Raw genomic sequence first — 17,613 nt, 5'->3', positions numbered from 1 at the left:
CGGTTGAGCTGAGGTGCAGCGGAGGGTGGGGGTCGTCCGAGGCACGAGGACGGCACCCGCCCGCAGCGCAACCGAAGCGAAACGCGACAACCCGCACGAGCGGTTGAGCTGAGGTGCAGCGGAGGGTGGGGGTCGTCCGAGGCACGAGGACGGCACCCGCCCGCAGCGCAACCGAAGCGAAACGCGACAACCCGCATATGGCGAAGTGCGACCGTCGACCCCCGTGGTTGAGCCGAATTGCGGCGAAAGGCGAAACCGGGGCGGTCGGGCCCCGGACCTGGCCGGTTCCGAGCCCCGACCGTGACCGAATCTCCCCCAGGATGTGACCTATCTCCTGGGGGATACTCATTCCCGCAGGTCACATCCATATCGGGGTTAAACCCCAGGCCCAAAGACCTGTCCATTTCGTGACGTAATGCACTGACACCAGGAGCAGGCAGGGGACAAGCTGAGGTAGGAAGTCGGGGAATCAATTGAAACCGGGAGTATGTCAGTGAGCGCCATGTCCCTTGCCCTGTTGCTGACCACCGCCGCCGCCACGGCCGTGGGCGCGGCTGCTCTGTACGCCGCTCACGGGCTGCGCAAGCAGATCACCGCCCTCCGTGCCGAGCTCGCCTCGTCCCCCGCCCATGGCGCCTCCGTGCCCCCGCAGAGCCGCCACGACACCCCGGCCGCCGAGATACGCGCGGCCGTCGCCGAGGCCCTCGCCGAGGAACGGGAGCGCGAGCTCGCCGAGGCCCGTGCGTTCTGGGCGTCCCAGGAGGCGCGCGACGCCGCCGACGCCCCGTCGCTGCTGGGCGGTCTGGGCGGGATCGGCGAGGAGGCGTCGTACTTCCTGCCGCGCCAGGCCGACTTCGCGGGTCTGGAGGCGATGGACCTCGACACCGCCGAGGCCCTCGACGAGCTGACGGAGCTTGCCGAGCTGGCGGACGTGACCGAACTGCCCGAGACCACGGAGTTCGCCGAGGACTCCCCCGAGCTGGCCGCGGCCCGGCGCCGTCACCCCTCGCACCCCGATTTCGTCCCGGTGCAGACCCCGGTGGTCACCGACCACGAGCGCACCGTGAGCCGCCTCGAAGATCTCGCCGACAGCCGCACGGAGCTGGCCGATGTGCGCCCCGGGCCGCTCGGCACGCTCGACGTGTACGTCTTCGCCGACGGCACCACCCTCTGCATGACGCCCGGCCACCGCGAGACGGCCGAGCGCCTTGCCGCGTCCCTGCTCGCCGGTGAGCACCCGGTGCTGCTGGGCGGCTCCGGGGTCTCCGGCGCGTACGCCCTTACCTTCTCCTGCGGCAAGGAGAACGTGTACATCCTCGCCGACCGCGTCATCGCCTCGTTCTGAGGGACGCCCCGAGGGGCCGAGGTGCGCGCCGAGGTGCGGGAAGACGCACCGGGGAGCGACCGGCCGCCCCGGCCTCACGACCGGCTGCCGCGGCTCCCGCCGGCCGCCGCGCACCCGCGCCGCGCTACGGGAACGCCCGCGCGGACGCCTCCACGACGACTTGCACGGCCTCGTCCAGCTCCACCGACGGGGCCGTTTCCAGTGCCACCGCCAGATCGCGCCCCGCCACGGCGAGTTGGTCGCCGATCGCGAAGACGCCGCCGTCCGGCATGATCCGCGGCTCCCGGTCCGGTGTCTCGATGCGCTGGGCCCGCACCGCCAGCTCCCGGGCCGCGGCGAGCCCCTCGGCCGCCGCGCCGCGCTGGAGGCGGCTCTGCGGGGCCGCGCGCAGCCGGTCGGCGAATCGGTCCACGGCGATGATCAGCGGGGTCGTATCGAGCACCCCGCGACCCTACGCGCCCTCCCGGGACGGGTGCCAACGCGCCGGCATCCGCCCCGGTGCGGGGCGGAGCGAACGGGAAACGGCGACGGCCCGCAGGCAGGTGCCTGCGGGCCGTCGCCGTCCTGCGCGTGCGGCCGGGATCAGTCGTCGCCGTTGAGGATCGACAGCAGACGCAGCATCTCCAGGTAGATCCACACCAGGGTCATGGTGAGGCCGAAGGCCGCCAGCCAGGACTCCTCGCGCGGGGCGCCGTAGGCGACGCCGTCCTCGACCTGCTTGAAGTCGAGGGCCAGGAAGCAGGCGCCGAGAATGATCCCGATGACGCCGAAGAGGATGCCGAGGCCGCCGCTGCGGAAGCCCAGGCCGTCGCCCCCGCCGAAGACGGCGAAGAGCAGGTTGACCATCATCAGGAGCATGAAGCCCATGGCCGCGGCCATCACGAAGCCGTAGAAGCGGCGGGTGACCCGGATCCAGCGCATCTTGTACGCGACGAGCACGCCGGCGAAGACACACATGGTGCCCATCACCGCCTGCATCACGACGCCCGGACCGATGTACGTGCTGACCGCGCTGGAGATCACTCCGAGGAAGACGCCCTCGAAGGCCGCGTACGCGATGATCAGCGCCGGAACCGGCTTGCGCTTGAAGGACTGGACCAGCGACAGGACGAACGCCACCAGGGCGGCGCCGATCGCGATGCCGTAGGACTTGCCGAGGTTGGCCGGATCGACCGGCAGCATCCACCAGGCGAGCGCGGCGCCGAGCACCACGGTGCCCAGGGTGATCGCCGTACGCGTGACGACGTCGTCGATCGTCATCGCGCCCGAGCGCGCCGGTGCCTGCGGAACGCCGTACTGGGTGTCCTGCTGGGCGTAGGGGTTGGTGGCGTACGGGTTCGCGGTGGTGCCCTGCGCGTACGGGTTGGCGCCCGCGGTGGCGGCCCCGGCCTGCGGCGGCGCGTTGAAGCCCGCGTAACCGTTGTCGCGGCTGAAGCCCCGTCGCGAGAAGACCGGGTTGCTGCTCCTCATCTCACTCCTCCATGGCCACCCTGCGTGGCCTTCCCACAAGAGTAATGGGTAGGCAAAGGATCCAGACTAGTGCCTGAGGAGGATCTTTACCGAACCGAGTACCGATCGCGCCACCGCATCGGTCGCGCGCCGCCGAACCCCGCGCCGACCGCACCATCGGATCGAACATGCGACCGAACGCCGACGGTGCGGCGCCGACGCCACCCGGAGGGCTGTCCCGCGCTCCGGGCTACGGGCTACGGGCTACAGGCGGTCCGGGCTACGGGCGGTCCGGTTCGGTGGCGCGCAGGTCGGCCAGCAGCTCCGCCTGGCCGGCCAGCACTCCGGACAGAATGGTGCGGGCGACCCGCAGGAGTTCCGCCACCTGCGCGTTGGCCAGCGAGTAGTACACGCCCGAACCCTCCCGGCGCGCGACGACGAGGTTGGCCCGCCGCAGCACCGCCAGCTGCTGCGAGAGGTGGGCGGGCTCGACCCCGATCTCGGCCAGCATCTCGGACACCGCGTGCTCGCGTTCACTGAGCAGTTCGAGCACCCGGATGCGCACGGGGTGGCCGAGCGTCTTGAAGAACTCGGCCTTCAGTTGGTACAGCGGCGCGCTCATCGAACCTGTCCCGCGCCCTCGGATCCGGACGTCCGGCGGGTACGCCCCGGCCGTTCCTCTGCCCTGCATCGCGTCCACTCAGAACTCCTCGCCATGGGGCCATCCTCGCGCGTCCGGCGGAATGTGCTGACCTCGTGAATTGCCGAAACCAACAACTCGGAACATTCTGACGTCCGATGCGGGGGGAAGCGCCGCGGGGCGGCCCGGAGGGCCGGGACAGCCGCTTCGGACCGATCCCGTCCGCCGGCCCCGTCCGCCGGCCCTCGGCGGCGTCCTCAGAGCGGCCGCCCACCGCCCCCGGCCGCGCCGCCGATGCCGCGCAGGGGCACGGTGATCCAGACGGACTTGCCCGAGCCGTCGGCGTCCTCGCGCACGACGGCGGTGCCCGCCAGGCCGTGGGTGAGTTCGACGACCGTGGCCAGGCCCCCGGCCGTTCCGGTGGCCGGTCCGTGCAGCGCGGGGCGGTAGGGGTGGCGGTCGTGGACACCGAAGGCGAACGTGTCCGGACCCGCCGCGTAGAACACCGTCACGGTCGGGGACAGCACGGCGGCGTGCCGGACGCTGTTGGTGACCAGTTCGCTGAGGATCAGCAGGACCGGCCCGACGCCGGGGTGGTGCGGGCCGACACCCCATTCGGCCAGCACCTGCTCGGTCGTCTCGCGCGCCATCCGCACGGCGGCGCCCATGGTGGGCAGGGTCAGGACATGGCGCAGGGGCAGGGCATCAGCGGGCTGGACCGTCATGGGGCTTCCTCGTGGGCGGGGCGGAGGCCGGTGGCCGGAGCGGCGGGCACGAGCCCGGCGGCCCGCAGCCGGGCCCGGGCCGCCTCGATGGCCTCCGGGGTGGTGGCGTGGTCCCGGCCGTCCGGCCGGAGCAGTTCCAGCGCGCCGACGGCGTCCAGCGCGCGCCGCTGCCCCGGGCGCACCCCGGAGGCCAGCACGGTGATGCCACGGCGGTTCAGCTTCTGCACGGCGTCCTTGAGGACCAGGGCGCCGGTGGCGTCCATGGTCGTGATCCGGGACATCCGCAGGATGACGACGCGGACGTCGGCGACCTCGGAGAGTTCGAGGAGGAAGCGGTGGGCACCGGCGAAGAACAGCGGTCCGTCGATCCGGTAGGCGACGATGTGCTCGGCCAGCAGCGCGTGTTCCTCGTCGCCGTGCTCACCGGGCAGGTCGGCGCGGAAGTCCACCTGGTCCATCCGGGTCTGGCGCGCCACCGCCCGCAGCGCCAGCGCACCGGCGACCACCAGGCCGATGATCACCGCGTAGACGAGGTCGAGGACGAGCGTGGCCGCGGCCGTCAGGACCAGCACCGCGGCGTCGGAGCGGGTGGCGCGGGCCATCGCGCGCAGCGAGCCGACCTCGACCATGCGGATCGCGGTGGCCAGCAGCACGCCCGCCAGCGCGGCCAGCGGAATCCTGGAGACGAGCGGGGCCGCCGCGAACACGATCACGGCGAGCACGGCCGCGTGGGTGAGCGCGGCGAGCCGGGAGCCCGCCCCGGTCCGGACGTTGACCGCGGTGCGGGCGATGGCGGCCGTGGCGGGGACGCCGCCGAACAGGGGGGCGGCGAGGTTCGCGACGCCCTGGCCGAAGAGCTCCCGGTCCGGGTCGTGCCGCTGTCCGACGGTCATGCCGTCCGCGACCGTGGCCGACAGCAGCGACTCCAGTGCCGCCAGGGCGGCCACGGCCACTGCGGGCGCCAGCAGCGAGCCCACCGCCGACAGGTCCAGGAAGCCCAGCGAGGGGGCGGGCAGCCCGGACGGCAGGTCACCGATCGGCGTCGCCGAGCCCGGCCCCCACAGCTGGACGACCAGCGTCGCGGCGATCACGGCGACGACGGAGAACGGGACGGCGGGGCGCAGACGCGCGCCCAGCAGCATCACGGCCGCCACGCCGACGGAGAGGGCGACGGCGGTCCAGTTCGGCGCCCGGACGAACGCGCCGACCGCCCGCCAGGCCACCACCAGGACCTTGTCGCCCTCCGGAGTGGCCACACCGAGCGCCCCCGGGATCTGCTGGAGCCCGATGACGCAGGCGATGCCCAGGGTGAAGCCCTCCACCACCGGAGCCGGGACGTAGCGCATGTACTGTCCGGCCCTCAGCAGGGCCAGCAGGATCAGCAGGGCTCCGGCCAGCAGCCCGACGGTCAGCACACCACCGGGGCCGTACTCGGCGACGATCGGTACGAGGACGACCGTCATGGCCCCGGTCGGCCCGGACACCTGGAGGTTCGAGCCGCCGAAGAGCGCCGCCAGGGCCCCGGCCACCACGGCGGTCGCGAGCCCCGCCTCGGCGCCGAGCCCGGAGGAGACCCCGAAGCCGAGTGCGAGCGGCAGTGCCACGATGGCGACGGTGAGGCCGGCGAGCAGATCACGGCGCGGGTCGCGGCCCATGGCCGCGAGGTCGGCCCGCCGGGGCAGCAGCGCCCGCACCCGGCCGCAGACCGTACGCATGACGTCGCCGCCCACGCCTCCCGCGGTCCGGCTGCCTCGCTGCCGTTCCCCTCGTTCCCCTCGTTCCCGTTCCGCCCGGTCGTCGTTCCGGTCGGAATCCGCCGTGCGGCCCGCATCCGTTCCACCGAGGTGCACGCCCGCGAACCCCCTGTCACCCCCGAAACCCGGGGCATCGCTCCACACGTCCACGCCTGCTCGGCGGTCGCACGACCGCACGACCTCGAACGCTTGCAGACTCAGGAAACACAGCATGTAGTGAATTGCATAAATTTGCAATTCACTACAATGCGTGCGACCCCGTCGGTCCGGGGAGGGAGGATCCGGAGGACCGTCACCCCGCGAGGACCGCGCGTCACGCCCTTGCGCCGCACCCGTACGTCACGCCCGACCGGGGCGCCCCCCGTCATGCCCGACCGGGGCGCCCCCGTCGCATCGCCCGCGATCCGGTGCGAGTTCCGCGACGAGCAGGGCGACGTCGTCGTCGTGATCGGGGTGTCGCAGAGCGGTCAGTACCCGGTCGCAGGCCGACTCCAGGGAGGCGCAGGGCGCGGCGAGCAGATCCAGCAGGACTCGCAGGCGGGAGTCGATGGGCTCGTTCCGGGTCTCCACGAGTCCGTCGGTGTAGAGCATCAGGCGGTCCCCGGGACGCAGCTCCAGCAGGGTGGTGCGGAACGGGACGCCGCCGACGCCCAGCGGCGCGCCGGTGGGCAGGTCCAGCAGCCGGGGGGCGCGGCCGGCCGGGAGCAGGACCGGGGGCGGGTGGCCGGCCAGCGCGACCCGGTACGTGCGATGGCGGGGGTCGAGCACGGCGTAGACGCAGGTGGCCGTCGTCTCGTGCAGGTCGGCGGTGAGCCGGTCCAGGTGGTGGAGCACCTGGTCGGGAGGGAGCGCGAGGCCGGCCAGGGCGCGGGTGGCGGTGCGCAACTGTCCCATCGTGGCCGCGGCGTTGATCCCGTGCCCCATCACGTCGCCGACGACGAGCGCGGTCCGGCCCTGTGGGACGGGGATGGCGTCGAACCAGTCACCGCCGATCCCGCGGGCCGCCTCCGCGGGCAGGTACCGGTACGCGATCCGCAGGCCGGCCGGCTGCGGCGGGCGGTCCGGGAGCAGGTGGCGCTGGAGGGTCAGCGCGGTGCCGCGGACGTGCTGGTACCAGCGGGCGTTGTCGATGCACACGGCGGCGCGGGAGGCCAGCTCGCCCGCCATCACCACGTCCTCGCCGTCGAACGGCCGGGGGTCGCGGCGGGTGCGCAGCAGCAGGAGCGCGCCGAGAACCTGGCCGCGGGCGGTCAACGGCACGGCGAGGCAGGAGTGTGCGCCGACCGCCCCGAGCCGGGCCGCCGCCTCCTCGTCGCGGGCGATGTGCGGCAGGTCCGGACCGGCGACCCGGCTCACCAGGACCGGTCGGCCGGTGGTGACGCAGCGGGTGATCAGGCGGTCCGCCGCGTGGACGGACGGCCCGCCGGGGGGACCGGCGGCGTGGGGCCCCGGTGTCCGCCGGGAGGGCGCCTCGGCCAGGGCCCGGAAGGTCTGTGCCCCCGTACCGACCGGGGTGGCGATGTCGGCGGCCGTGAGGACCGAGTCGAGAACGTCGACCTCCGCGATGTCGGCGACCTCGTCCACCACCAGCTCCGCCAGTTCCCGGGCGGTGAGCTCCAGGTCCAGGGTGGTGCCGACCTCCGCGGAGGCGCGGGCGACGAGGGCGAGCCGCCGCCTGGCCGCGGCTGCCTCGGTGGCCGCGCGGTGCTGCTCGGTCACGTCCGCCATCGTCAGGGTGACGCCGATCAGCCGCCCGCCGGGGTCCTCCAGCCGGTAGCAGGACATCTGCCAGGCGTGGTCGTGCCCGGGATCGGCGGGCGTGCGGCCGGCCATGAACCGGCCGCGCACGGGGGTGCCGGTCGCCAGGACCTGCCGCATCATGAGCTCGATCGCGTCGCCGTCCAGAAAGGGGAGGAGTTCGCGGGGGCGACGGCCCAGCAGGTCGGCGGCCGAACCGCCGCTGACCCGTTCCAGCATCGGGTTGACCAGCAGCAGGCGCAGTTCCGGGTCCAGCACGGCGAGCCCGAAGGGGGACTGCGCCACCAGGCGGGCGGAGAGCGCCAGGTCGCGCTCCATGCCGCGCACCGTGGCCTCGTCGCAGACGATCCCCAGGGCGTAGGCGTCGCCGTGCTCGTCCAGCAGCCGCATGTTCCGGAACTCCATGCGCCGGGTGGAGCCGTCCTTGCGCCGCACGGGGAAGACCCCGGCCCAGGCCCCCTCCCCCGCCATCACGGTCCCGAACAGTTCCAGGACCTGTGCGGCGTGCTCGTCCGCGACCATCAGGCGGACCGCGTGCTGCCCCAGCGCCTCCTCGGCGCTCCAGCCGATCAGCTCCTCCGCCTGCGGGCTCCACAACGCGATCCGTCCGTCGGCGCCGAGCACCACGGCGGCCACGCTCAGCGCGTCCAGCAGGCCCCCCGGTTCGGACGAGACGGGCCCCGCCGCTCCGGTATCGGCCCGCCACACATCGCATGCGGCCATCGGACGGGCCTCCTTCCCCACCGCGACAGCTCCTCCCGGGCGGACCGGGTCCGCGTCCCGTTCCGCCTGCCCGGCCGTCCCTCCATAGTCCCCCCGTGCCCGGGCCACGGCAGCTCAGCCGACGGCGGTCCGCCACCGGGGCGGGGTCCGGCCGCGCGTGAGGGTGCTCCCGCGCGGGAACGGGGGAACGGAAGGGGCAGGGGAACGGGCAGGGCCGGGAAGGTTCCGGGACGGCCGCCGGGGTGCGCGCGGGGCACATGCCGCGGGCGATCCGCCGCTCGGCCGTCCTGTGCGAAATGGTGCCCGGAACCGGACTCGAACCGGTACGCCCCCGAGGGGCAGCGAGGTTTAAGCTCGCCGTGTCTGCATTCCACCATCCGGGCCTGCGCGCGGCTCCGCGTTGGCACATGACCCTATCCGGGGCCTTCCTCCGATCAGCGGATGAGTGACGCGATGTTGTCTTATTTTATTGACCGTTTGAGGGGTCGTCAGCACACCTGAGAGGGCATCGGCACATGCCCGGGCGGGGTGACGGCCACGGCGGCCGGGAATCGGGATTGACGTAAAGTCGCCGCACTCGGACGGCGGATTCGCCAGGCTCGCGCCAGTGATCGCCACGGACGCGCCACCCGCCCCTCCGACGGGGCGCCCGGCACGCTCCATGACCGGTCCGGTTCACTCCGCGACGCCAGGTGTCCGCGGTCCGGTCTCCCCGGCACCCGGAATCCCTCGTTCCTGACGCGCGGCACGACATCCCCCCGGCGATCGGCCGGTCCGCCCGCGCCGCCCCCGGTCCGGGCCGCGGCCTTGCCGTCTCAGGGTCGATGTCATACCCGAGGAGGACACGGGAGCCGGCCGATGCGACTCAAGACGACCCCGGGAACGGGCATGGGGACTGACGATCCGCGGCGCCGCGGCCGGGACGATGGAGACGTTCCGAAAAGATCGAACACCTCGAACACCTCGGACCCACCCACGCACACCGACCCGGGCGAAGCTTCCGGCCGGAGCCCCGAATCAGGAGATTCCCGTGACCACCGTTTCCACCGCACACCGCGTCACCACGGTGGCCGCCCGCGCCACGGATCTGTCGAAGGTCTACGGCGAGGGCGAGACCAGGGTGACCGCCCTGGACCGGGTCTCCGTGGACTTCAACAGCGGTGAGTTCACCGCGATCATGGGCCCGTCCGGCTCCGGCAAGTCCACCCTGATGCACTGCGTGGCCGGTCTCGACAGCTTCAGCAGCGGATCGGTACGGATCGGTGACACGGAGCTGGGCTCGCTCAAGGACAAGCAGCTCACCCAGCTCCGCCGGGACAAGATCGGTTTCATCTTCCAGGCGTTCAACCTGCTGCCGACCCTGACGGCACTGGAGAACATCACGCTCCCCATGGACATCGCGGGCCGCAAGCCCGACGCGGAGTGGATGCGCCGGGTCATCGACATGGTGGGACTCTCCGACCGGCTGTCGCACCGGCCGACCCAGCTCTCCGGCGGCCAGCAGCAGCGCGTCGCGGTGGCCCGCGCCCTCGCCTCGCGGCCGGAGATCATCTTCGGTGACGAGCCGACCGGGAACCTTGACTCCCGTTCCGGCGCCGAGGTTCTCGGCTTCCTGCGCAACTCGGTGCGCGAGCTGGGGCAGACCGTGGTGATGGTGACCCACGACCCGGCGGCGGCCTCCTACGCGGACCGGGTCATCTTCCTCGCGGACGGCCGGATCGTCGACCAGATGCTGCACCCCACCGCGGACGGGGTCCTCGACCGGATGAAGGCGTTCGACGCCAAGGGCCGCACCAGCTGAGGCCCGCCCCCACGACCTCCGCCGCGACAGGGACCCGGCTCCCTCTCGTGGGCGAGGCCGTTCCCCTCGCCTCTCACCGGAACCCCTCCCCCTCCCAGGACTGACAGATATGTTCCGTACCGCCCTGCGCAATGTGCTCGCGCACAAGGCCAGGCTGCTGATGACCGTGCTCGCCGTGATGCTCGGCGTGGCCTTCGTGTCCGGCACCCTGGTCTTCACCGGCACCCTCGGCAACGCCTTCCGCAACCAGTCGGCCAAGAGCTACGACGACGTCGCCGTCGCCATCACCACGATGGCCGGCCAGCGCGACGAGAAGCAGCCCGCCGTCACCGCCGCCACCCTGGCGAAGATCCAGGGCCTGGACGGCGTCGACACCGCCACCGGCCGGGTCCACGGATTCGCCGGGGTCGCCGACCCCGACGGCAAGCTGATCGGCAACGGCTGGACCAACACCGGCTCCAACTACTTCCCCGGCAAGGACGGCAAGGACTCCGCGTACACCTTCGTCGACGGGACGGGCCCGGACGCGGCCGACCGGGTCGCGCTCGACGAGCACACCGCGAAGAAGGGTGAGTACCAGGTCGGCGACCGGGTCCGGGTCGCCACCAACGGCCCGGTGAAGGAGTACACCCTCTCCGGTGTCTTCACCACCGAGGACGGCGCGGTCAACGCGGGCGGCAGCCTGGTCCTGTTCGAGACGCCGGTCGCCCAGAAGCTGTACCTGCGTCCCGGTCAGTTCATGGACGTCAACGTCTCCGCCGCGTCCGGCGTCTCCGCCGACAAGCTGCTGGCCGACGTGAAGCCGCTGCTGCCGAAGGAAGCCGAGGCCAAGACCGGCAAGAAGCTCGCCGACGAAGAGGCCGAGATGACCGAGAAGGGTCTGTCGAGCCTCAACACCATCCTGCTGGTCTTCGCGGCGATCGCGCTCTTCGTCGGCATCTTCCTGATCGCCAACACCTTCACCATGCTGGTCGCCCAGCGCACCAAGGAACTGGCGCTGATGCGCGCCGTCGGCGCCTCGCGCCGCCAGGTCAAGCGTTCCGTGCTGCTGGAAGCGGCGGTGGTCGGTCTCATCGCTTCGGCCATCGGCTTCCTGGCCGGTCTGGGTCTCGCCGTCGGCCTGCGGTCCGCGATGAGCCTGACCGGTGGAAAGATCCCCGCCGGACCCCTGGTCGTCTCGCCCGCCTCGGTCATCGCCGCCTTCTGCGTCGGTGTGCTGATCACCGTGCTGGCTGCCTGGCTGCCCGCCCGCCGGGCCGCGAAGATCCCGCCGGTGGCGGCGATGAACAGCGTGCACGCGGCCGCCACGGTCAAGTCCCTGGTGGTGCGCAACTCGATCGGCGGTGTGCTCACCCTGATCGGCGCCGTCGGCATCGTGGCGGGGGCGGTGTCCGGCGGTTCGAGCGGCCGGACGATCATCGGGGGCGGCGCGTTCCTGTCGCTGATCGGCATCATCGTGCTGATCCCGCTGCTGTCCCGGCCGGTCATCGCGCTGGTCCGCCCGCTGCTGAAGCGGCTGTTCGGGGTCGCCGGCAAGCTGGCGGCGCAGAACGCGGTCCGCAACCCGCGCCGTACCGGGGCCACCGCCTCCGCCCTGGCGATCGGTCTCACCCTGGTCACCGGCATCTCGGTGCTCGGCGTCACCCTCGGCCGCTCGGTCGACCGGATGACGACGGACAACATCAAGGCCGACTACATGGTGTCGATGGCCAACGGCGGTTCGCTCGACGCGTCGGCGCTCAAGGCCCTGGAGAAGGCCGACGGGGTCATGGCCGTCTCGGCCCGGCAGGACGCCTGGCCGAAGATCGGCGACGAGCACATCGGGGTGTCGGGTGTCACCGCCGACGCGCTGCCCCAGCTCTTCGCCGTCACGACGGTCTCCGGTTCGATCGACTCGCTCACCAAGGGCGAGCTCGCCATCTCCGAGGACACCGCGAAGGCGAACAACTGGAAGGTCGGGGACACCCTCCCGGTCGTGTTCGGCGACGACAAGAAGGACGAGCTGAAGGTCGGCGCGGTCTACGAGGGCAACGAGTTCCTGTACGAGGCCATGCTCTCGAAGGACGTCCTGGCCCCGCACACCGCGTACGCCGACATCCGCGAGGTCTGGCTGAAGATGGACGGCGGCGAGTCCGCCGCCAACGAGAAGGCCCTGGTCAAGGCGCTGGGTGACAACCCGGCCATGAGCATCATCGACCGTCAGGGCATCCGTGACATGTTCGGCGGCTTCGTCAACATCGCTCTGAACATCATGTACGGCCTGCTGGCGATGGCCCTGGTCATCGCGGTGCTCGGCGTCGTCAACACGCTGGCCATGTCGGTCTTCGAGCGCCAGCAGGAGATCGGCATGCTGCGGGCGATCGGCCTGGACCGGCGCCGGGTGAAGCGCATGATCCGGCTGGAGGCCGTGGTCATCTCGCTCTTCGGCGCGGTGGTCGGCATCGTGCTCGGCACGTTCCTCGCCTGGGCGATCGGGCAGACCCTGAAGTCCGACATCCCGGACTACGTCCTGGTCATCCCGTGGGGCCGGATCGGAATCTTCCTGCTGCTCGCCGCACTGGTGGGTGTGCTGGCCGCGCTCTGGCCGGCCCGCAGCGCCGCGAAGCTGAACATGCTGACGGCGATCAAGACGGAGTAGGCACCGCGCTCGCCGTCCGGCACGGGACGGCACCACCGAGGGCCGGTACCCGCAGTCCCACACTGCGGGTACCGGCCCTCGGCGCGTCCCCGGCGCCGTCGCACCGGGGACGCGGTAACGGCCGGTCGAACGGTCGCTGCCGGTCAGGCAGTCGCCGGCGGCCGGGCGGTCGCGGACGCCGTCCAGTCGCGGGCGCGCAGCGGCATGCGGGACGCGCCGCCCGCCGCCGGACGCACCGCGAGGATCTGGTTGACGCCGATCTTGTTGTGCTCGAAGGAGAGCGCGGAGGCGGCCATGTACAGGCGCCAGACCCTGGCCCGTCCGGCCGAGGTCGTCCGGACCGCGCGGTTCCAGTGCTTCTCCAGGTTGGCGACCCAGCCGCGCAGGGTGAGCGCGTAGTGCTCGCGGATCGACTCGACGTCCCGGGCCTCGAATCCCGCCTCTTCGAGGATGGTCATGGTCCGTCCCACCGGAGCGAGTTCGCCGTCCGGGAAGACGTAGGCGTCGATGAAGTCGTCCACGTGGTAGGCGGACTCGTCCCTCTCGGGGCGGCGGGCGATCTGGTGGTTGAGGAGCCGGCCGCCGGGTCTGAGGAGCGCGTAGATGTCGTCGGCGTACTCGCGGAAGCGGACCGCGCCGACGTGTTCCGCCATGCCGATCGACGAAATGGCGTCGTACGGACCGTCCCTGACGTCCCGGTAGTCCTGGACCCGGATCTCGATCCGGTCGGCGAGGCCCGCGTCGGCGATGCGCTTGTTGGCGTAGGCGGCCTGCTCGGTGGAGAGGGTCACCCCGGTGACCCGGGCACCGTACTCGCGGGCCGCGTGAATGGCCATCGAGCCCCAGCCGCAGCCGACGTCGAGGAGTCGGTCGCCCTCCTTCAGCGCGAGCTTGCGGCACACCAGGTCGAGCTTGTCGCGCTGGGCGTCCTCCAGGGTCCCGCCGTCCTCCCAGTAGGCGCAGGAATAGACCATGGACGGGCCGAGGACCAGTTCGTAGAAATCGTTGCCGACGTCGTAGTGGTGGCTGATGGCCTCCTTGTCGCGGCGCCTGGTGTGCAGGGATCCGGTGCGGCGGCGCACCTCCTCGGGCGGCGGGGTCGGCGGGATCCAGGGGCCGGCGAGCCGCAGCAGCCCCTTCGCGAAGGCCCTGACCTTCGGGTCACGGACCGGGTGGACGGCCTCACCGTCCACCGTGCCGCGGTCCCAGATCAGTGCGGCCAGCAGGTCCAGGGCCTCGTACAGATCACCGTCGACGTCGAGTTCGCCCGCCACCCAGGCGCGGGCCAGGCCCAGTTCGCCCGGCTTCCAGAGCAGCCTGCGCAGCGCACGCCGGTTGCGGATGACGAGCACGGGGGCACCGGGCGGTCCGAATTCGCTGCCGTCCCAGGCCCGGATCCGGACCGGCAGCTTTTCTCCCAGAAACTCCTCGGCGAGAGCGGTCAGCCGCAATGCGGCGTCAGCCATGGCGCACACCTCCGTGATGGTGTTCCCAATGTGCCCAAACATGCCCGAAAATGACCGGACATGTCCGCAACCACGCCGAGCACCCACGGCGCCACGGCGCGGTACCTCCCCTCAACAGTCCGCCCGGCGCACCCCATTCCGCTACAGCGCAAGGGAACGGCAAAATATATGAGTCATACACGCATCCCGGTGCCGCGGGCCGTTCCGCTCCGTCCCGCACACCCCCGGTACGACCGCCCCGCACGACCGCCCGGCGCAACCGTCCCCGGCGGCCGGACACGCCGAAGGGGCCGCCCGCACCACGGATGGCGGGCGGCCCCTTCGGGCGTCGTGCGCGTACGACGGGTGCGCGGGCGGGTGGCCCGCGACGGGCCGTCAGGAAGCCTTGGCCTTCTCGCCCTCGGGCTTGGCGGCGGCCGGGGCCGGGGCCGGCTTGGCGGCCTCGTAGAACTCCTCGCGCGGCGTCTCCATGGCGCCGAGCGAGACGACCTCGCGCTTGAGGAACATGCCGAGGGTCCAGTCGGCGAAGATCCGGATCTTGCGGTTCCAGGTCGGCATCGCCAGGCCGTGGTAGCCACGGTGCATGTACCAGGCGAGACGTCCCTTGAACTTGATCTTCATCTTGCCGACGACGATCATCGCGACGCCCTTGTGCAGCCCCAGACCGGCGACCGCACCCTTGTTGGCGTGGCTGTACTCCTTCTGCGGGAAGCCCCGCATGCCGGAGATCACGTTGTCGCCGAGGACCTTGGCCTGACGCAGCGCGTGCTGGGCGTTCGGCGGGCACCAGGCGTTCGGGTTCCCGGCGCGGCGGCCGACCATGTCCGGCACCTGGGCGTTGTCGCCCGCGGCCCAGACGTAGTCGGTGCCCTGGACCTGGAGCTTCTCGGAGGTGTCCACGTGACCGCGCGGGCCGAGCGGCAGGCCGAAGCGGGCCAGCGCCGGGTTCGGCTTCACGCCGGCCGTCCACACGATGGTGTTGGAGTCGACCTCCAGGCCGTTCTTCAGCACCACGTGGCCGTCGACGCAGGAGTCCATCGACGTCGAGAGGAAGATCTCGACACCGCGGGACTCCAGGTGCTCCCGGCCCCACGCGCCCAGCTTCGGGCCGACCTCGGGAAGGATCTTGTCGGCGGCGTCGACGAGGATGAAGCGCATGTCCTCGCGCTTCACGTTCGTGTAGTACTTCGCCGCGTCGCGAGCCATGTCCTCGACCTCGCCGACGGTCTCCGCCCCGGCGAACCCGCCGCCCACGAAGACGAACGTCAGCGCCTTGCGGCGGACTTCCTCGTCGGTCGTGGAGTCGGCCTTGTCCAGCTGCTCCAGGACGTGGTTGCGCAGACCGATGGACTCCTCGATGCCCTTCATGCCGATGCCCTGCTCGGCGAGACCGGGGATCGGGAAGGTGCGGGAGACCGCGCCCATCGCGATGATCAGGTAGTCGAAGGGCAGCTCGTAGGCCTCGCCGACCAGCGGCGCGACCGTGGCGACCTTGCGGTCCTGGTCAATGGTGGTCACGCGGCCGGTGAGCACCTCGGCCTTCGGCAGAACGCGTCGCAGCGGGACGACGACATGCCGAGGAGAGATGCTGCCTGCGGCAGCTTCGGGGAGGAAGGGCTGGTACGTCATGTACGAGCGCGGGTCGACGACCGTGACGGTCGCCTCTCCGTAGCGCATCTTCTTCAGAATGCGTCGAGCTGCGTACAGGCCTACGTACCCACCGCCTACTACGAGGATCCTGGGACGCTCCGTGGTGCTCATGCCATCGAGTATCCACCCCTCTCCCGGGGACCCCTCGTGAGCCCCTTCACAAGGTTTCCCACACCCTCTGCTACACTTCGCCGCCCCCGTGACCGAGGTCATGGCTCCCATGGGGAACCAGGCAGGGCGGGTGCACGTTGTTCACCCCCTGTGAGCTGGCCCTTGTGCCCGGCGGAGCGGCGAACCGACGTCCCGGTTCACGCTCCGGTGACGCGCCCGGAACACCCCCGTATGGACACGGAACGACCCCGTGGACGACTCCGCGTACCCGTACGGGTCGCAAGCGCCCCTCCGTGAGCCGAATTCCTTGTGAAGAAGTTCACGAACTTCGTCGCGGCGCGGCGCGCAAAGAGCCCCCAGAAGCCCACCACACCTCAAAAGTGCAGGCGGGGATGCGGATGAGCGAGGCCGGGAACCGACGCGACGCCCGCCGCGCCCCGCCGCCCGTCGTGCGTCGGCCGCCGAGGCGCGGTCGGTGCCGTCGGCGCCCGTCCCTACCGCGGCTCCGCCGCCGCGTACCAGGCGATCCCGTCGAGGATGTCGTGCTCGCTGACGACGACCTCGCGGGCCCCGGCCCGTCGCATCACGGCGAGCAGGATCAGCGCGCCGGAGGTGATCACGTCGACCCGTCCCGGGTGCATCGCGCCGATCCGGGCGCGTTCGGCGTGCGTGGAGGCGGCGAGCCGCGCGGTGATCTCCTCGACCTGTTCCAGGGAGATCCGGGAGTGGTGGATCGCCTCGGAGTCGTAGCGTTCGAGCCCGAGGGCGATCGCGGCGACCGTGGTGACCGTCCCGGCGAGGCCGACGAGGGTGGCGGCCCCGGTGAGCGGGACGCCCTCCTCGGCCAGGTCGAGCGCCGCTTCGATGTCGGCGCGGATCGCGTCGAGCCGTTCCGGGGTCGGCGGATCGGTCACCGCGCCGTCGTGCACCAGGTGCCGTTCGGTCATCCGGACGCAGCCCATGTCCACGGAGCGGGCCGCCCGCACGTGGTCGTCGCCGACGACGAACTCGGTGGAGCCGCCGCCGATGTCCACGACGAGGTACGGCTTCGCGAGGTGGTCGCGGCCCGCGAGTTCCCTGGTGGCGCCGGTGAAGGAGAACTCCGCCTCCTGGTCGCCGCTGATCACCTCGGGCTCGGCACCCAGGATGTCGCGCACGCCGCGGACGAACTCGTCCCGGTTCTCCGCGTCGCGGGAGGCGGAGGTGGCGACGAACCGGATCCGCCGTGCCCCGTGCTCCTCGATCACCTCCGCGTACCTGCGGCAGGCGGCGAAGGTCCGCTCCAGCGCCTCGGGGGCGAGCCGGCCGGTGCGGTCCACTCCCTGGCCGAGGCGGACGATCTCCATCCGGCGGTCGAGCTCGACGAACTCACCGGTGGACGGATCGGCGTCGGCGACGAGCAGACGGATGGAATTGGTACCGCAGTCGATGGCGGCCACGCGGGTCATGGATGCTCCTGCTCCTGTGGAGAGTCGGGCCCCTCCGGTCCTGCCGGGGAGCACGGGTCCGGGGCGCGGCCGCCGGGCCGGGTCCCGGCGTACGACCGGACGACC

Annotated in this window: 12 protein-coding genes and 1 tRNA gene; 3 read left to right on the top strand and 10 right to left on the bottom strand. The window is 71.9% G+C overall.

The features are described from left to right. Positions 1-517 precede the first annotated feature (517 nt). Positions 518-1,345, top strand: a complete 828-nt coding sequence (locus ACF1CT_RS20675; RefSeq protein WP_391785405.1) for a hypothetical protein — start codon at positions 518-520, stop codon at positions 1,343-1,345. A gap of 124 nt (positions 1,346-1,469) precedes the next feature. Here ACF1CT_RS20675 and ACF1CT_RS20670 read toward each other — a convergent pair whose 3' ends face one another. The 7 genes from ACF1CT_RS20670 to ACF1CT_RS20640 form a co-directional block, all read right to left on the bottom strand. Continuing rightward, a complete protein-coding gene (locus ACF1CT_RS20670; protein ID WP_391785340.1) occupies positions 1,470-1,787 on the bottom strand; it encodes a hypothetical protein in 318 nt (105 codons plus the stop codon). A 140-nt stretch (positions 1,788-1,927) separates the two neighbouring features. Continuing rightward, a complete protein-coding gene (locus tag ACF1CT_RS20665) occupies positions 1,928-2,815 on the bottom strand; it encodes a Bax inhibitor-1/YccA family protein (RefSeq protein WP_391785339.1) in 888 nt (295 codons plus the stop codon). 259 nt (positions 2,816-3,074) lie between these two features. Next, positions 3,075-3,416, bottom strand: a complete 342-nt coding sequence (locus ACF1CT_RS20660) for an ArsR/SmtB family transcription factor (protein WP_391785338.1) — start codon at positions 3,414-3,416, stop codon at positions 3,075-3,077. A gap of 275 nt (positions 3,417-3,691) precedes the next feature. After that, positions 3,692-4,159 carry an ATP-binding protein gene (locus tag ACF1CT_RS20655; protein WP_391785337.1) on the bottom strand — a complete coding sequence of 156 codons (468 nt, stop codon included), beginning with the start codon at positions 4,157-4,159 and terminating at the stop codon, positions 3,692-3,694. Next, on the bottom strand, positions 4,156-5,874 hold the full coding sequence (locus ACF1CT_RS20650) for a SulP family inorganic anion transporter (RefSeq protein ID WP_391785404.1): 1,719 nt from the start codon (positions 5,872-5,874) through the stop codon (positions 4,156-4,158). The genes ACF1CT_RS20655 and ACF1CT_RS20650 overlap by 4 nt, the downstream gene beginning before the upstream one ends. A 378-nt stretch (positions 5,875-6,252) precedes the next feature. After that, positions 6,253-8,394 (bottom strand): SpoIIE family protein phosphatase, encoded by a 2,142-nt coding sequence (locus ACF1CT_RS20645; protein WP_391785336.1) that lies wholly within the window; start codon positions 8,392-8,394, stop codon positions 6,253-6,255. A gap of 297 nt (positions 8,395-8,691) precedes the next feature. Continuing rightward, positions 8,692-8,777: transfer RNA gene (locus tag ACF1CT_RS20640), tRNA-Leu, on the bottom strand. A gap of 647 nt (positions 8,778-9,424) precedes the next feature. Here ACF1CT_RS20640 and ACF1CT_RS20635 point away from each other — a divergent pair. Together ACF1CT_RS20635 and ACF1CT_RS20630 are read left to right on the top strand one after the other, a co-directional pair. Then, positions 9,425-10,195 carry an ABC transporter ATP-binding protein gene (locus ACF1CT_RS20635; RefSeq protein ID WP_391785335.1) on the top strand — a complete coding sequence of 257 codons (771 nt, stop codon included), beginning with the start codon at positions 9,425-9,427 and terminating at the stop codon, positions 10,193-10,195. 109 nt (positions 10,196-10,304) lie between these two features. Continuing rightward, positions 10,305-12,833 carry an ABC transporter permease gene (locus tag ACF1CT_RS20630; RefSeq protein WP_391785334.1) on the top strand — a complete coding sequence of 843 codons (2,529 nt, stop codon included), beginning with the start codon at positions 10,305-10,307 and terminating at the stop codon, positions 12,831-12,833. A gap of 143 nt (positions 12,834-12,976) precedes the next feature. On the opposite strand, the gene ACF1CT_RS20625 is transcribed toward ACF1CT_RS20630, so the two are convergent. The 3 genes from ACF1CT_RS20625 to ACF1CT_RS20615 form a co-directional block, all read right to left on the bottom strand. Beyond that, positions 12,977-14,299 (bottom strand): class I SAM-dependent methyltransferase, encoded by a 1,323-nt coding sequence (locus ACF1CT_RS20625; RefSeq protein ID WP_391785333.1) that lies wholly within the window; start codon positions 14,297-14,299, stop codon positions 12,977-12,979. 375 nt (positions 14,300-14,674) lie between these two features. Continuing rightward, positions 14,675-16,060 carry an NAD(P)/FAD-dependent oxidoreductase gene (locus ACF1CT_RS20620; protein WP_391785332.1) on the bottom strand — a complete coding sequence of 462 codons (1,386 nt, stop codon included), beginning with the start codon at positions 16,058-16,060 and terminating at the stop codon, positions 14,675-14,677. Positions 16,061-16,554: 494 nt separating this feature from the next. Further along, complete coding sequence (locus ACF1CT_RS20615) at positions 16,555-17,508, bottom strand: exopolyphosphatase (RefSeq protein ID WP_391785331.1); 954 nt, start codon at positions 17,506-17,508, stop codon at positions 16,555-16,557. Positions 17,509-17,613 lie beyond the last annotated feature (105 nt).

This window comes from Streptomyces sp. NPDC014734 (assembly GCF_043083325.1).
In the GTDB taxonomy this organism is placed as follows: Bacteria; Actinomycetota; Actinomycetes; order Streptomycetales; family Streptomycetaceae; genus Streptomyces.
The sequence above is the reverse complement of the archived record's forward strand: the minus strand, read 5'-3'. Positions and strand labels throughout refer to the sequence as shown.

Coding starts and splice junctions, on each gene's coding strand:
- ACF1CT_RS20665 (WP_391785339.1), bottom strand. CDS start 2,815: ATGAGGAGCAGCAACCCGGTCTTCTCGCGACGGGGCTTCAGCCGCGAC.
- ACF1CT_RS20660 (WP_391785338.1), bottom strand. CDS start 3,416: ATGAGCGCGCCGCTGTACCAACTGAAGGCCGAGTTCTTCAAGACGCTC.
- ACF1CT_RS20655 (WP_391785337.1), bottom strand. CDS start 4,159: ATGACGGTCCAGCCCGCTGATGCCCTGCCCCTGCGCCATGTCCTGACC.
- ACF1CT_RS20650 (WP_391785404.1), bottom strand. CDS start 5,874: ATGCGTACGGTCTGCGGCCGGGTGCGGGCGCTGCTGCCCCGGCGGGCC.
- ACF1CT_RS20645 (WP_391785336.1), bottom strand. CDS start 8,394: ATGGCCGCATGCGATGTGTGGCGGGCCGATACCGGAGCGGCGGGGCCC.
- ACF1CT_RS20630 (WP_391785334.1), top strand. CDS start 10,305: ATGTTCCGTACCGCCCTGCGCAATGTGCTCGCGCACAAGGCCAGGCTG.
- ACF1CT_RS20625 (WP_391785333.1), bottom strand. CDS start 14,299: ATGGCTGACGCCGCATTGCGGCTGACCGCTCTCGCCGAGGAGTTTCTG.
- ACF1CT_RS20620 (WP_391785332.1), bottom strand. CDS start 16,060: ATGAGCACCACGGAGCGTCCCAGGATCCTCGTAGTAGGCGGTGGGTAC.
- ACF1CT_RS20615 (WP_391785331.1), bottom strand. CDS start 17,508: ATGACCCGCGTGGCCGCCATCGACTGCGGTACCAATTCCATCCGTCTG.